This is a genomic window from Dulcicalothrix desertica PCC 7102, assembly GCF_003991905.1.
Lineage (GTDB): Bacteria > Cyanobacteriota > Cyanobacteriia > Cyanobacteriales > Nostocaceae > Dulcicalothrix > Dulcicalothrix desertica.
The window spans coordinates 1-15994 of the sequence record NZ_RSCL01000005.1 but is presented as its reverse complement, the minus strand read 5'-3'; the positions used below and the strand labels follow the sequence as shown (position 1 = coordinate 15994).

The 15994-nt window shown below is 38.3% G+C and carries 9 protein-coding genes; 6 read left to right on the top strand and 3 right to left on the bottom strand.

The window, feature by feature from the left end; all coding sequences use genetic code 11:
* Positions 1 to 29: 29 nt before the first annotated feature.
* The 3 genes from DSM106972_RS11475 to DSM106972_RS11465 form a co-directional block, all read right to left on the bottom strand.
* Entirely contained in the window at positions 30 to 530 is a 501-nt protein-coding gene (locus DSM106972_RS11475) for a carboxypeptidase regulatory-like domain-containing protein (protein ID WP_127080839.1), read from the bottom strand.
* An 83-nt stretch (positions 531 to 613) separates the two neighbouring features.
* A complete protein-coding gene (locus DSM106972_RS11470; RefSeq protein WP_127080838.1) occupies positions 614 to 5956 on the bottom strand; it encodes a type I polyketide synthase in 5343 nt (1780 codons plus the stop codon).
* Between the two features lie 1046 nt (positions 5957 to 7002).
* Positions 7003 to 8319, bottom strand: a complete 1317-nt coding sequence (locus DSM106972_RS11465; protein WP_127080837.1) for a ParB N-terminal domain-containing protein — start codon at positions 8317 to 8319, stop codon at positions 7003 to 7005.
* A 648-nt stretch (positions 8320 to 8967) separates the two neighbouring features.
* On the opposite strand from DSM106972_RS11465, the gene DSM106972_RS11460 reads away from it, so the two are divergent.
* From DSM106972_RS11460 to DSM106972_RS11435, 6 genes are all read left to right on the top strand, one after another.
* The gene (locus DSM106972_RS11460) at positions 8968 to 10206 is read left to right on the top strand and encodes an ABC exporter membrane fusion protein (RefSeq protein WP_127080836.1); all 1239 of its coding nucleotides are present in this window, start codon (positions 8968 to 8970) and stop codon (positions 10204 to 10206) included.
* Between the two features lie 54 nt (positions 10207 to 10260).
* Positions 10261 to 11439, top strand: a complete 1179-nt coding sequence (gene devC, locus DSM106972_RS11455; protein WP_127080835.1) for an ABC transporter permease DevC — start codon at positions 10261 to 10263, stop codon at positions 11437 to 11439.
* Between the two features lie 16 nt (positions 11440 to 11455).
* On the top strand, positions 11456 to 12424 hold the full coding sequence (locus DSM106972_RS11450; RefSeq protein ID WP_127080834.1) for an NAD-dependent epimerase/dehydratase family protein: 969 nt from the start codon (positions 11456 to 11458) through the stop codon (positions 12422 to 12424).
* Between the two features lie 77 nt (positions 12425 to 12501).
* Positions 12502 to 13473 (top strand): glycosyltransferase family 2 protein, encoded by a 972-nt coding sequence (locus DSM106972_RS11445; protein WP_325052180.1) that lies wholly within the window; start codon positions 12502 to 12504, stop codon positions 13471 to 13473.
* A gap of 132 nt (positions 13474 to 13605) precedes the next feature.
* A complete protein-coding gene (locus DSM106972_RS11440) occupies positions 13606 to 15510 on the top strand; it encodes a glycosyltransferase (protein WP_127080832.1) in 1905 nt (634 codons plus the stop codon).
* Between the two features lie 127 nt (positions 15511 to 15637).
* Positions 15638 to 15967, top strand: a complete 330-nt coding sequence (locus tag DSM106972_RS11435) for a DUF2141 domain-containing protein (RefSeq protein ID WP_233786982.1) — start codon at positions 15638 to 15640, stop codon at positions 15965 to 15967.
* Positions 15968 to 15994: the final 27 nt, after the last annotated feature.

Sequence of the window (15994 nt, the reverse complement as noted above, 5' to 3'; positions counted from 1 at the left end):
GGAGTTAGGAGTTAGGAGTTGTTTGGAAACTATCGCAAATCATCAAATGAATCACTACGTGGGGTTCTATCATAAACAGGACTACGACGAGGAGAATTTCTAAGGGACAGCGAAAGTAAAACGAAAAATGCTATCATAATCACAGCAATAACAGGCGTTAAATTACTATCACTTTTACTTTGCCGACTACTTGATTGATTACTTTGTTGACTACTTTGTTGATTACTTTGCTGACTACTTTGTTGATTATTCGGCGCCCCCAATCGAATATCCCCTAAATCTTTCTTATCCGGCGCCAAATTAATAAAACCCCCATAAGATTTATACCCAGAAGCTTCAATAAAAATCTCAGCGCGTACATTTTTAGATTTATCAGGACTAATCTGAAATTTATAAATCCCCTCCAAATCTGTGTAAGATGTCAGAGAAATATCATCAGTTCTTAGAGAAACTTTGGCACCGCGAATTGGAGCTTCTTTTCGATAGTCGATAACTCGACCAATGTAATTGATTACACTTTTCTTAGACATGTCACACACCGGAAGAGAAAATGTAGAGACGCGATTTATCGCGTCTGTTATCGCGTCTGTTAATGCGTTTCGTTATAAATTTATTAATCTTTAGCAATTAACGTCACGCGACCCTGACTACCATAAGCGACTTCAGTCAGATAACGATTTGGGTCATGCAGTTCAGCAATAATGCAACGTGCGGATGTATCAGCATCTAGTTGAGGACTAAGGTCAATTGCTCTACAAAAAACATTTGCCCATTCCCAAATCATTGTTTTAGTTAGTCCAAATAAACCCGAACCAACGGCGCCGAAGTTTACTTGGTTAGTTAGCCCAAATGCTCCATCAAGACGGGCAACAGTGCAAAAACAAGCGCGCTCAACTTGTGCTGCTTCTGTAAGTGATTTCTTCAAGTATTTTGCTATAAAGAAAATATGTTTGACGATGGCTTTTTCTCGTGGACTGTAGAAAATACCTTGGGAATTACTAGCTTGAAAGAGTGGGTGAATATGAATGAAGGCGCCAACAGAACCGTATGTAGTTGCGATTTCCTGTAGCTTTTGTTGCAAGTGCAGTTCGCAAACGTCTGTCAGCATTACTCTGTCGATACATAAAGGCAAAACCGATTTTTCGGGGACGAGTGTGGGAGGAAGGTTTAAGACTACAACTTTCCATCCCTTCTCGTTTAAGCTTTGAGCAACTTTTGCTGTCGTTGATGTACCATCATCAGTAATAAGAGCTACATACCCCTGTGGTAAGCTAAAATCTAACCAATCTGGTTCGTTTAACTTTTTGAGTTGAGCAGGTAGTCGTTGAATACCTGTATTTATAATCGCATTAACGACATTCCCAACATCAACTACATCAGCTACATCGGTTCGTCGGTCAATCGTATCAAACTGATACTTTTTTTTTTCACTTCCAGATAGCTTCTGGAGATACTCAACTATTTGACCTATCGTTCGGAGTTCCGCCATTTCCTCCATGTTACTTGGTTTGGGCAAGTCGGGTAATTGTTCTTGTAAGGCGCCCATTATTTCTACCCGTTTAATCGAGTCAATCCCTAGGTCAGCTTCCATATCCATGTCTAGTTCAAGCATTTCTATGGGATAACCTGTTTTTTCACTTGTAATAGCAAGTAATGTTTGGTCGAGACTTTCAAACTTAGATTCAAACTCAGATTTTGTGCTTGGTATTGTTTCTAGTTCTAAAGTTGGAACTGCAACTTCTTTGATGGTTGTTTGAGTTTGAATTAAAACGTTACTTGGCGCCGTAGTTAGAACTTCTGAGACAGTAGGTGCTGTTACGGGGGTCATATCTGCGGTGGTTCGCACTTCGACTTTAGCAACTTCTACTGATGCTGTTTTGTAAGAATTAGATTGTAAGTATTCGACAATTTGACCTATGGTGCGTTTTTCGCTCAGTTCTTCGAGGTTTGGTTGAGGTAGTTCGGGATACGCTTCTTGTAAGGCGCCCATTATTTCTACCCGTTTAATCGAGTCAATCCCTAGGTCAGCTTCCATATCCATGTCGAGTTCGAGCATTTCTATGGGATAACCTGTTTTTTCACTCGTAATAGTTAGTAATTTGTCGCTTAGGTTTGATAGGTCAGGTGTAGCTGCTACAGTCCGAGGTGCTGTTACTTGCTGCTCAACTACCTGATTAATAATTGCTGGTTCTTCTTTTGGTTGTACAGGTGGTGTTGGAATTTCGGGAATAGTTACTTTTGGTGCAACTGGTTCTACTATTTTAGTTACAGGTGCGACAGGTGTTTCGATGCGGGCAACTTCTGGTTTTGCTGAAGGCGCCAATATCGGTTGAACTTTGGCGGAGCTTACCTGTTTAACATCACCGGATACAACAGCCGCATATTCTTGCTGGATGAGTTGGAAGAAGTTTTTGGTATGCTCAACTTGATGTTGAAGGTATTGTTCGTGAATACGTAGGGTTTCACTTTGCTGTGAGTGAAACTGCATCATGCTTCGCTCTAAGCTTTCCATGATGACAGGTTTCATTTCTGGGTTGGGGTTGGAAGTTGACGGAGCAAATAACGCGTTTTGTTGTTGCATCAGTTGGAAGAAGGTTTGTGCATATTCCTTCTGATGGTTCAAGTACAGTCCGTGAACTTGTAAATTTTCACTTTGGTTTTGTTGGAATTGTGCTAGGACATATTCTAAGCTTTCCAAAACCCGTTGGTAATAAGCAAGGTTGTTTGCTGTTGGTTGCATTGGTAATAAGCTTACCTCTTTAGCGACGGGTGGTGTTGGTTGCAATGGCTCTTGTGTTGGTTGTGGAATGGGGGATGAGGCGCTAATGGGTTCTATTTGTGGTTTGTGGTGATGCCCATTGGTTTCGGGTAAGGAAATTTCTGTTATTGCCATACTCTTTGTGTCGATAGTTGCTGGTTTAGGAAGTGATACTTGATGTTTGTCTTGCAGTGCTTCGATACGAGTTTTTTGGGTTTTCTCTGATAAGTAGTTAACGCCGTTGATGCGAATGTTTAAAGCTTTGTTGGTTTCGCTTGTTAACTGTTTTGGAATTTGATATGGGTCGAGGTCTTTAAGTGGCATTCCTGCTACGCGCAATTGTACGGCAGCTTCGCGTAGAGTTCGGTAACTATTTTTTTGAGGTACACCGTTGAGTGCAATAGCTAGGTGAGGACGGTTGCCAAGAATATCTTTAACAAGATTGGTAAGAATTTTCTTGGGTCCAAATTCAACGAAGCAGTAACCACCAGCAGTATAGATGTTTTCGATTTCTTGTTTAAAGAGTACCGAGTTGGCAAGGTGGGTTTCTAATAGACGTTGAATTGTCTTTGGTTCGTTTGAGTAAATATTACCAGTGACGTTGCTGTAAACTGGAATTTTGGGAGTTTGGAAGTTTACAGATTTTAGTGCTATTGCAAATGCTTTCTGTGCGAAGGCTATTTGCGATGTGTGGAATGCCGCTGATACTGGTAGTAAGATTGCGCTGTAACCTTGGTCTTGCAAAGCTTGTCTAACTTTGCCTATTTCTACTGTTGGTCCTGCTAGTACAATTTGATTTTGAGAGTTGTAATTAGCAATGCTTACGTGCGGATGTTGTTTGAGTATTGCTTCGACTTTAGATAATTCTTCTCTTACAGCTAGCATGGCGCCTGCATCGTAGTCAGGGTCTTGTGGTGGCGACATTGCCCGACCGCGCGCTTTAACTAAGAAGCAGTAATCTTCATCGCTAAATACACCTGCTGCCCATAAAGCTGTTAATTCACCAAAGCTATGTCCAGCAGTAAAGTCAGATTTAAAGCCTGCTTGTTGCAGAATTTTATACATCCCTGCACTTAACATACCAATTGCTGGTTGGGTATATTCGGTGCGTTGCAGTGTAGCAATTTGAGTTTCCTTCTCTGTAGCATCAAATACAGGATGAGGGAAAACGATTTCCGACAGTGGTTGACAGTTGTCTTTTAATAACAAACTATCCATGTAGCCATAAAGACGCTGCATTTCAGGGAAGTTCATTACTAGTTCGCGTCCCATATCTAAGTATTGCGAACCCTGTCCAGAAAACAGTGCTACAACCTTACCGTTTAATTCCATCCCTGTTGCACGGTAGTGAATACCTTGGGGGTGTTCCCATGCTGGTGTTGCTTTGGAACGTAGTAAATCTACAGTTTGTTGTAATAACTTAATTGCTTCTGCACGTGACTCGGCAACAAATCCAACTCGTGCCGCATTTAGAGGAATTTCTTTGGTTTTACATTCCTCGACTAATTCGAGATATTGTTTTTCTCCAGCTTCAGATTGTAATTTGCTTAATACTTCTTCGCAATGTGTAAGTAACTGTGCTGGGTTCGGCGCCGAAAGTATTATTTCTGCTGGTGTTGTATGAATACGGAAAGGAGATAGCACTGGCATCTCAGTTACCGACGAGGCGCCTGTATATTCTTCAAGCACAACGTGATAGTTAGTACCGCCAAATCCAAACGAACTTACACCCGCGCGTCGAGGAGGTGTACCTTCTGCGCGTACCCAAGGACGAGTTTCGGCGTTAAGGTAAAATGGCGAATTTTTGATATTTAATTTGGGGTTTGGTTCGGTAATGTTAATGGTCGGTGGCAATACTTTGTGGTGCAGTGCTAATGCTGTTTTGATTAAACTCGCGGCGCCTGCTGCTGCTTTAGTATGTCCAATTTGTGATTTAACGCTACCGATAGCAATATACTGTTTTCTGGTATTGTCTTCACCAAAGAAGTCGCGTAAAGAGCCGAATTCCGTGGGGTCTCCTGCCATTGTCCCCGTACCGTGTGCTTCAATTAAACTAACGGTAGCAGGGTTAAAACCAGCATCATCATACGCGCGTTGTAGTGCCTTAACTTGTCCTTCTTTGCGAGGTGCATAAATACTCTTATAGCGTCCATCACTCGAAGTACCAATGCCTTTAATTACCGCGTAAATTTTATCACCGTCGCGCTCGGCATCTGCTAGACGCTTGAGAACGTACATCCCAATACCTTCGCCCAGCATCATCCCGTCTGATTTTGCATCGAAGGGTTTAACATTATCGCTAGGTGAAACTGCTGGAGTTTTGCTAAACGAGATGTAAGCCATGATAGAGTTGTCGGTATCTACCCCACCTGTGAGCATCATATCGCTACGCCCTTCGGTTAATTCGCTAATCGCCATTTTGAGGGCGCCGAACGAACTCGCACAGGCAGCATCAACAACGCAGTTAATACCACCAAAGTTAAGACGGTTAGCAATACGTCCTGCGACAACGTTTCCTAACATTCCAGGGAAAGCGTTTTCATCCCACTTGATGTAAGAACTTTTTATCTTTTCAATGATTTTTTGGGTATCTTCTTCAGATAACCCACTATCTTTAAGTGCCCTTTCCCATACAGGATATTCTAAGCGCGCAGCGAGGGGAGTGGCTAGCTGTTTTGAGCCTGCAACACCAAGTATTACTCCCACATTATCGCGATTAAATTCACGGTTCGTACTATAACCCGCGTCTTCCATCGCTTCTTTGGCTATTACCAAACTTAATAACTGGGAAACATCAGTGACTTCTAGGATATTTGGGGGTAGCCCAAATTCCATCGGGTTAAAATCAACATAAGGAATAAAACCACCGCGTTTACAATAAGTTTTGTCGTCTTGTGTGCGCGGATTTGGGTCATAATAATCTTTGACATTCCAATGTGTATCTGGAACATCGGTAATACAGTCAACTTTATTAATAATATTTTCCCAGTATTCGCGCAGAGTTCTTGCCTGTGGGAACAGATTAGCCATGCCGATAATAGCAATAGGATTATCTTGCAGCTTTCTGTTTAAATGTATCGGCGTAGTTTGAGCTGTCATCCTCTTTTTATCCTCAATAAACTTGAACAATACCTTTTCACAATTACTTATTTCGTCGTTTAACTGTGACAAGGCTGTATCTATCCAAGAAGCAGACATAGGCTAATCTTTGGTAGTGTTGATAAAAAATTGGTAATGTCTGTTACCAACCAAAAACGAGCTATCTGTTTCTTACAGCAGCTATTTATTTGCAATGACCAAAGTTTTTCGCGTCAACAGAATCGTCATTTGTTAATGTTACTTACTAATAAGTAATAATTAATAAGTAATAATTCATAACTAATGACGACTAACTTTTAACGCTGTTTAAGTTCAATCTAACAGCAATTGTAATACCATTTGGTTGAAAAGTGACACAGATTTTTGTATTGAAGAGTTATCGAACTATTCTACTTTATATTTACTACATAATAAATAATGATAATGTTATCCAATAACTAAGCGGACTAAAATAACTTGCACTAAGTAAATGATTTTTGAATAGTGATAAACTATTTACAATTGGCATTCTTTTGGCAAAGTTAAATAATGTCATACATCCCTAATATATTGGTGTACATCTATCTAGAATTTAAAATAGTAAAACTACTTCAGCACCTGTTACAAGCTTCAAACAAAATGATATTAATCACAGAGCGTGTTAAATAACACTTTTTTGATCTTGTTACCAAAGAAACCGGGTTTCTATGCAAAATCATTATTTTTTTGCAAGATTTCAATAAAGAAACCCGGTTTCTGGGATTCGCACGTGTTCATAATTACATCCTCTTCACTAAAAGCGCATATAGCTAGATCTAGTTTTGAGCTTTACAATTACTTCAAACACTAACACATATATAAAATTTCGGATAAGAGTTTTAGAAATTTTATAAAAATGTGTAATAGTTATTATGTGAATGTTAAGGATAATAAAGCTGTATATCTAGTAACTATTTATTGATATATATTTAGGTTTGTTCGGTTATATATAGACACAATTTATATGTTTTTTGAGTAAAATTTACCACTTGAATTTGTATGGTGGGCACTGCCTACCTTACTGGGGTATTCATATCAAACATGGGGGCGGGCAAGGATGCCCGCTGCACAGAGGGTTTGCTCCACAAGAAGGTTTGCTCTACAAGAGGGTTAATTGTGTTGTTGGGTTACAAGCTGGTTTTTCTGGCTTGTTTATTAGTGAATTTTTGCCACCGCGCGATTCCACGATTAATTAAGTCAGGACTTTCATCACCGACAAAGCAAATACGTCCTAGTCTTTCACAAGCAATGAGTGTTTCACCATGTCCCATGAATGGAGATATCACAAAACTGTTGGGATTTGTGTACATGTTTAACAAATAACTAATAGCTGCTTCGATACCTTCGATACAAATTGTTGGTTCTGGCTTGGTAATTGTGTGGTGAGAAAAAACACTTATATAAAGTTGATTAAGCACTAATTCATATTGGAAAGGCATTTTGTTATTACGACAAAAATTATTGATGTGTCCTTGAGAACGTAATACTGCGACAACACGCGCTTCGTTGATAAGATAATCATGTTCCCAAAACGGTGATAGGGTGGCAATTGCGAGTGCTGCATCTGATGGTAATAAGTTAATAAACTGCTTGCCTGTAGTTTTACCACGGTAAACTAAATGCTTGTGAAGCATCCATTTTTCACCTGTGTCTACATTACTGATAGCTTTGATAATTGGTTTATCGTTTTTGCTGCTTGTGGTTGATTTGTTTGATACTGCTTCTTCGAGTGCTTGTAGCTGTAGTTCTTTTTGTTGGTCTCTAGCTTGTTTTGCTAGTTGAGCTTGATGTTCTGCTTCGGTTTTATCTCCTTTTGCCATTGCTTCAGAGAATGCTTTTTCTGCTATTTCGGCACAATTACGTTCCGAATTGGCAATTCTAGCTATTTTGAGTTGAACGGTACGACTTTTTTTGAACGGAGTCGTAATTATTTTCTGTTTGACATCGGGGTGAATATCTCTTGCGATTTGTTTACCTTGTTGAAAAGAGCGTTCGCTGTATCCAAATCCTCTGGCTAGTTCCAATGTTGTTCTGGGAGGTAGCGAAACCGTTTCACCACCCTTTTTTGTGTATTGGTTATCCCCTGGTTTGAAGCGTAGACCCATACGCTCAAGAATTCTATCGCGTTCTAACCAGAGTTCATACCGCTCTAAAGGTTCTAGTTCATTACGAATAAAATTCTCATCGATTTCTGCCAGTCGTGCTTGGTCTGCATCTTCATAACTTACGACTTTACACTCTACATGCTTATAAGAAAGCATCTTACAAGCTGTGAGTCGATGTAACCCCGCAATTAAATTAAAGTTTTGGTCAATTGTAATTGGGTTCAACAATCCGTTGGCTCGAATTGATTGCATCAACTCAACTACTTTGTCATCCTTGACTGGACGACGATTGGCGCCAACGTTTATTTGGTCGATTAATACTGCTAGCACTTTAGGCATAATTCTTTTTCTTTCATAGTGCTAAGTTATGAGAAACCAGGTTTCTTTTTCATATCTTGTAATAAAAACAACGATTTTAGTAGAAACCAGGTTTCTATGTTTATTTTGATGTTTAAATTCTACTGTACAGTTGTTTGCTGGTTAAATAACTGTATTAGCAGCAAATATAATTACTGCTTTTAATCAGAAATATTGGCAATTACAGCAAAAAATCTGTAATTAGCGTAACGCTTTGTTAAGCAATTTCTGAATAAAGTAAACAAATGAGTATTTAATCAAGTGTTTACCATGATTTGTTGATTATCTCATGAAACACATGGTTTTTACAATCAAGTAATTCATGATAACTTTATACTTGCAACAAGAAATGGTATACCAATAACATTTGCTTGGCATTTACTTTACATTTGCTTGACAATATTTAAATTGTTTGCAATATTTAAAAATAGGTTTATTAGCTTATTGCTATTAATGCTTTATTAATTGACGACAAGCCTCTACATTTGTAGTCATTTACAGCAAACCTCAGTTATTTCTCTTGTGGGTCAGGCATCTTGCCTGACATTGTATATTCTCTAACACATAGCACAGGCAGGATGCCTGTGCCACGTGATTTTAATTCTTTGCGTACTTTACATAGAAAACAATATGACTGTAGATAACGACAGCCAGTTTTACACGAAGCCTCGTTCTCGTGCCCCGATAATTTTAGCTATTTCTTTGGGAATTAGTGCGGCACTCATCTCTTTTTATGCAGTTACGCGGTACATAATGTCGCAAGGTGAAAAACAGGTAGTCCAACCTGTTAAAACTACTCCTGCTAGAGTTGCTGTTACTGCATTAGGTCGTATTGAACCATTAGGTGAAGTCAGAAAGTTATCGGCGCCAAGTTCATTAAGTGGAGTAAGAGTTGAGAGAATTTTTGTAAAAGAAGGTGATGCTGTACGAGCAGGACAAGTTATTGGTTGGCTGGAAGGATATGCCAGAACATCAGCAGCATTTCAGCAAGCATTAGATAAAGTCGAAGTTGCGCGTGCCAAACTAGTTCAGACCTCTTCAGGCGCCAAAATTAGTGATGTAAATGCTCAAAAAGCCACAATTTCACGCTTACGGGCTACTATTAAAGGCGAAATTGCAACGACACAAGCTACTATTGCCCGTTTACAAGCACAGTTAAACAATGCACGTACTGAGAATAATCGATACCAACAGTTATATCGACAAGGCGCCGTTTCTGCATCTGTAGCAGACGATAAACGATTACAATCACAAACTATCACTCAACAAATTCGCGAAGTTCAAGCTGGTCTAAATCGCACAACCAGTACACTTAACGACCAAATTAAGGAAGCAGAAGCAAAATTAGCAAGTCTTAACGAAGTACGTCCTGCTGATGTTCAACTAGCTATTGCTGAAGTAAAAAGCGCAACAAGTGCCGCAACTCAATCTAAAGCAGAACACGAATTAACTTACATAAAATCTCCTATTAGTGCCAAAGTTTTGAAAATTCACGCCAAAACAGGAGAAGTTATTGGTAGTGATGGAATTGCAGAAATTGGCACTATATCACAAATGTACGTATCAGCAGAAGTTTATCAAACTGACATTAAAAAAGTTCAGATAGGACAAAAAGCAAAAATTACTAGCACAGCATTCAACGGTGTAATTCAAGGAACCGTTAGCGAAATTGGTTTACAAGTAGAGCGTCAAAGTATTTTGAGCGTCAATCCTTCTGCGGATACAGACCGGAGAGTAGTCGAAGTAAAAATTCGGCTCGATAACCCTGTTGATAGTCAAAGAGTAGCAGGTTTAACTAACCTACAAGTTGATGTTGCCATTCAAATCCAAAATCCTGTACGGGCGGGTTCACCTAAATTTTCCTTATAAACCCCGGATATAGATAAACCCGCCCCTGCCCCTTCTAACTCCTAACTTCAAATAATGGTTTTTAAAACTCCTCTAGCTTGGTTACAGCTAATTCAGCAGAAAGGACGTTTCACCGTAGCTGTTGCGGGTATGGCATTTATTGTATTATTGATGTTCGTACAACTCGGTTTTCAAGACGCACTTTATTCGAGCGCTACCGCAGTTCATCAACGCTTACAAGGTGATTTATTCCTAGTTAGTTCTCAGTATAAAGCACTAACATCAAATCAAAGTTTTCCTCGCGCGCGTTTGTATCAAGCATTAGGATTTGATACCATCGAATCTGTCAGTCCAATGTATTTAGAGTTTGCCAAATTTAGAAATGAAGTGACTGGGGAGAAATACCCAATATATGTTATAGGAGTAGAACCAGGAAAATCCGTAATTAACCTTCCTGAAGTTGAAGGTAATATGGATAAGTTAAAAATTCCTGATGTGATACTTTTTGACAGAGACTCGCGTCCTTACTTTGGTGATATACCTCTTCAATTTAGCTCAGAAAAAGCCGACCCAGTTGTAGTAGAAGTTTTTCCTTTCAATAACTCTACTGGCTATCGAGTTAGAGTTGGAGGTTTATTTAGTATTGGTCCCTCGTTTGGAGTTGATGGAAATTTAATTGTTAGCGACTCAACCTTTTTAAGGATTTTTGCTAGTCGTCCATCTGATAGAATTGATTTAGGTGTAATTACTCTAAAAGCAGGCGCCGACCCCGAAAAAGCATTGAAAAACCTACGTCAAAACCTTCCTAGTGATGTCAGGGTTTTCACAAAACTTGGATTTAATAGCTACGAAAAGCAATATTGGGCTGCAAGAACACCTATAGGCTTTATTTTAAACCTGATGTTGACAATGGGTTCAGTAGTTGGGGTAGTAATAGTCTATCAAATTCTTTACAGCAATATTTCTAGCCAATTTGTTGCTTATGCGACTTTAAAAGCTATTGGTTACGAGAATAATTATTTATTAACGGTAGTTTTGCAGCAAGCAATAATCTTAGCTATTTTAGGTTATCTTCCAGGCTTCATATTTTCTCTTGGCTTATATGACTTTGCAATGGATACAACCAAATTACCAATAATGATGACCTTTCAAAATGCGGTAATTGTGTTCGTTTCCACAATCTTAATGTGTCTAATCTCTGGTATTTTAGCCATTAACAAATTACGTCTAGCTGACCCTGCCGATATCTTCTAACAACTCACTCTTCTTTATGAATCAAACCATACTTATCACTGGCATCAACGAATGTATCGGACAGCGTGCGGCAGAACTCGCAATTCAGCGAGGAATGAAAGTCAAAGGATTTCAATTAACACCAGATAAAAATAAACAAAACCAACTAGGAATTGACGTAATTACTGGTGATATTAATGACTCCGCAATACTTGAAAAAGCTTGTCAGGGTGTAGATATAGTTTTACACGCAGCCGAAATTACAAAAGAAGGAGGTAAGCTCAAAGACTTTCAGAAAGTCAACGTCGATGGTACCGTAACTTTAGCACGTGCAGCGAAAAAAGCAGGCGCCAAAACCTTTATTCACATGTCGAGCGTTTTAGTGTATGGGTTCGACTACTCGAATAACATCGCTGAAGACGGCAAATTAAAGGGTGATAATAACCCCTACTGCCAAACCAAAATCGAAGCAGAAGATGCCATTCTCAAATTTAACGACCCATCATTTGGGGTAGTTATCATTCGTGCAGGAGATGTATATGGTCCAGGTAGCATACCTTGGGTAGTTCGCCCTGTCACAATGATGCGTCAGAATATGTTCGCTTGCGTCAACGATGGCAAGGGTGTAATGAACCACGTATATATAGATAACCTTGTAGAAGCTGTATTTCTTGCCATCGAAAAACAACCATATGGCGAAATATTTAACATCACCGATGGAAGTGAAACCACCTGGAAAGAATATTTTACCCGTTTGGCTGCAACAGTAAACTTGGCGCCACCATTTTCACTACCTAAAGACGAAATCAAATTATTCTTGCAATTGCGTCACCAAGGACAAAAACTCTTCCGTAAAGAAGCTGACATATTACCAGAGTCAGTAGACTTTATGACTCGTCCCTACGCTTACTCAATTGCCAAAGCGAAAAATCTTCTAAATTACCAACCTAAAATCAACCTCGACGAGGGTATGCAGCTAACCAAACAATGGTTACAACAACAATAAGTATAAAGTGTTGAGTGCTGAGTAGAAAGCACTCATAACTCTTAATTGGGAATCTCTACAATCCTAAATCAGTAATTATGAATAACCAACCTAAACTCAGTATTGGACTACCTGTATACAATGGTGAGAAGTTTTTGGCTTTCTCATTAGACTCACTTCTATCACAAACATTTCAAGACTTTGAACTTATTATCTCAGATAATGCATCAACCGATAGGACGCAAGATATATGTAGAGCATATATACAAAAAGACCAACGTATCAAGTACTACCGTAACCATACTAACATCGGTTGCGCGCGCAATTTTAGCCGTGTTTTTGATTTATCGTGTGGTGAGTACTTCAAATGGGCATCGTATGACGACTTGCACGACCCAACTTTTTTAACGAAATGTATTCAAATACTCGATAATGACCCTAGCGTAATTTTATGTCATTCCCAAACCGATTTTATCAATGAAAAAGGTGAATATATTGGTGATTATGAGATTTATTTCAATACTGATTCACCCAAACCTCATCGTCGCTTTCATGAATTATTAGTCAAGCATTTTTGCTATCAATGTTATGGAGTAATTCGACGCAACGCACTTTTAGCTACACCCCCAATGGGGGGTTACGGTGCCGCAGATGCCATCTTTTTGCTAAGACTTTCACTACTTGGTCGATTTTATGAAATTCCTGAACATCTATTTTTCGCCCGTAATCATTCGCAACAATCTTTAACTATGTTTTGGAAAGAGCATATGAAATTTAAAATGTTACCCGATTTTTATGCTTATGCTGTGTGGTTTGATTCAGCAAACAGAGGAAAAATACTCTTACCACATTGGCGAATCTTTTGGGAGTACATGCGGTCTGCATGGATGGGTGATATGAATTTATACGGGCGTTTATGTTGCCATATCAGCATTCTGACTCGATTAAGCGGTAGCGAATTATTATTAGTTAAAGATTTATTATTAGCTTCTCAAGCTCTTATAAAACGCATACCTAGATTATCTGTATCTATCAAAGTCGAGTGGCATACACCATCTATTTCATCATAAACCATCTTGTGGGATGGGCATCTTGTGGGATGGGCATCCTTGCCCGTCTCCTAAATCTAGTTTTTAAATTTCAAGGCGGGCAGGGATGCCCGCTCCACAAGAGAAAATGTTTTAAGAAAAGTGTGATTAATTATGGATTCAAATAAAATCAAAGTTGTGATGTGCGCTGATTATCTTGGGACTGGCGCCGTAGAAGGTAGTACTACTGGTTTCCAACAAATGGTCAATGACTGGATTAACCAATCGGCAAAAGATATTGATATTGAATTAATAGTTTATTGTCTTGGTACAAAAACACAGCAATATCACCCATTTTATAATGTTACCATTAAACAAAGTAAACCTAATATTACTACTCGTGCGCTTTTTCCATTATCTCCACCCAGTGTTTTCCCTTTCTTAGTTGATTTAATTCCAATTCATCCTAGTTTAATTCAAGATATTATCAAAGAAAATCCTGATATAATTCATACATTTGGAACTTTTACAGCTACCGAAACTTCAGGTTATATAGCTGCTAAAATTATGAAATCTAGAGGTAAAAAAGTAAAATTAGTCAATACTGTATTCACTGAAGTAGATACTTATTTTCCGAATTATTTTAAAAGTATTATTTTTGACTTTTATAAGCTTATAGATTCAAAATTTATATTAAAAATAATTATAGAAAGTGCGAGAGGTGGTATTTATACATCAACTAAGCTAAAATACTTGAGTATAACATTCTTATTTAAATTTTGGACTTACTTACAATCTGGGTTATCTGCATTTTTGTTCTTTCGATTATTTGAATTACTGGGAATACTGCAAGATTCAATAGTCAAAGCTGTAAAAATGATAGTCAAACTTATATTTCCTGATAAATATAAGCAGTTAGAAGTAGAAATTAGTAAGTATGTAAACCATCTTAGACACTCAAGGTCGCATAATTTAATACAACTAACATACGATTTTATTAGAAGAGGCGATGAATGTCCAAAAAGCCCATTAGTTGGTATTGGTGGTCTTCTAGCTAATATTTTAAGATTTTTTCTCAAACAACAGGTATCTCTTTTTGTTAATCGTTGTGATGCTGTGACTATTTCACGACCAGAGGATATAGCTAGATATTGTATCAAGGCGCCTGTTTGGGAGTTACCATTAGGATGTGATTTATCGCGGTTTAAGGTTTATCAACCATCTGTAGAGACTTTTGTCGAACGAGTCAACTACGCACACGAATTAGAAATGCTTTCTAATAAAAGCGCTTTGGCATTAATAGATATTGCCACGAACCCAGAGAAAATATCTAAAAGATGTATTTTATACGTCGGTAGGTTAAGCGACGAGAAGAATATTTCAATTTTAATGGATGTTTATGAACAGTTGCTTCAGTGTAAAGGCATGAAAGATAAAGTTCATTTTATCTTTATCGGCGCCGGATATGCTGCATCTGAGTTAGAAAAACGATTTGGAGACAACGTAACAGTCACAGGACTAGTGCCAAATCATCTCTTACCAACGCTATATAACTTAGTTCGTTTGCGTCATGGTTTCTTTGTTAGCGCTTCAGACACAGAAACATATGGTATTACACACGAAGAAGCAGCAGCTTGTGGAGTTCCATTAGTCGCAATGGAAAAAGGAACTAGGAGACATTTTTACTGTCCAGGAGACAGAATTGGCAACTTCAAAATTGAAAAAGACGAACAAATAGCTAGAACAATCGAAGATTTAATTGTAAACGCTACCAATAACTTTACCGTTGCCCTCAACGGTTTATGTATTCCTGATTATTCTGAAGATAGAGGTTTATCAACCCTATTGACAAATAATACAGTTATAGAATCCGTACAAAAATCTTTACTGTGTGCAATGTATTGTATGGCAGTTATACCAGAATCTACTTCAGCAAAAATGTCCGAACATGCATCTAAGTTAGCACAACTAGGTCAATTTGGCTCAGAAGGAACATGGCAGTTGCTACGTTATATATATCTCAATGATTGGAAATCATTCTATACCTCATATAACAAAAAGCAGCATTCCTATTTTTAGCATTTGTAGGGTGGCACTGCCCACCTTACGTATAAGTTATAAAATCAAATAGTAATCTTATAACAAAAGTATTAAATTATTTAAATTATGATTTTTAGAGCATTTCAAGTTTACAAAGGTTATAAACATGAAAATAATTATATGGAGTCTTTATTCGTTAGTCACCATAGCAGCGTTTAACGTTGCTAATATTGCGAATGCCTTAGAAACTCCAACACTAACAGTAGTAGTAAATGGAGTACGTCAACACAAAAGTCGTGTTTGCTTACGAGTTTTTTCTAACGAACAAGGATTTCCTTTAGATAAAAAAGGTGAAGTACAAAGTGGTTGTATACCAATTACAGGCAACGTCGTGAAAAAACAGTTCCACGGTTTAAAACCAGGAAAATACGCTGTAGCTGTAATAGGGTGCCCGCCGAGATACGTGCAAAATGGGACACGATGCAAAGTTTTGTAAATATAGTTGCAAGTAGTCAGACTTTAT

Excerpts from the sequence above, each read along its gene's own strand:
- DSM106972_RS11475 (WP_127080839.1), bottom strand. The coding sequence starts at position 530 with ATGTCTAAGAAAAGTGTAATCAATTACATTGGTCGAGTTATCGACTAT.
- DSM106972_RS11470 (WP_127080838.1), bottom strand. The coding sequence starts at position 5,956 with ATGTCTGCTTCTTGGATAGATACAGCCTTGTCACAGTTAAACGACGAA.
- DSM106972_RS11465 (WP_127080837.1), bottom strand. The coding sequence starts at position 8,319 with ATGCCTAAAGTGCTAGCAGTATTAATCGACCAAATAAACGTTGGCGCC.
- DSM106972_RS11460 (WP_127080836.1), top strand. The coding sequence starts at position 8,968 with ATGACTGTAGATAACGACAGCCAGTTTTACACGAAGCCTCGTTCTCGT.
- devC (WP_127080835.1), top strand. The coding sequence starts at position 10,261 with ATGGTTTTTAAAACTCCTCTAGCTTGGTTACAGCTAATTCAGCAGAAA.
- DSM106972_RS11450 (WP_127080834.1), top strand. The coding sequence starts at position 11,456 with ATGAATCAAACCATACTTATCACTGGCATCAACGAATGTATCGGACAG.
- DSM106972_RS11445 (WP_325052180.1), top strand. The coding sequence starts at position 12,502 with ATGAATAACCAACCTAAACTCAGTATTGGACTACCTGTATACAATGGT.
- DSM106972_RS11440 (WP_127080832.1), top strand. The coding sequence starts at position 13,606 with ATGGATTCAAATAAAATCAAAGTTGTGATGTGCGCTGATTATCTTGGG.
- DSM106972_RS11435 (WP_233786982.1), top strand. The coding sequence starts at position 15,638 with ATGAAAATAATTATATGGAGTCTTTATTCGTTAGTCACCATAGCAGCG.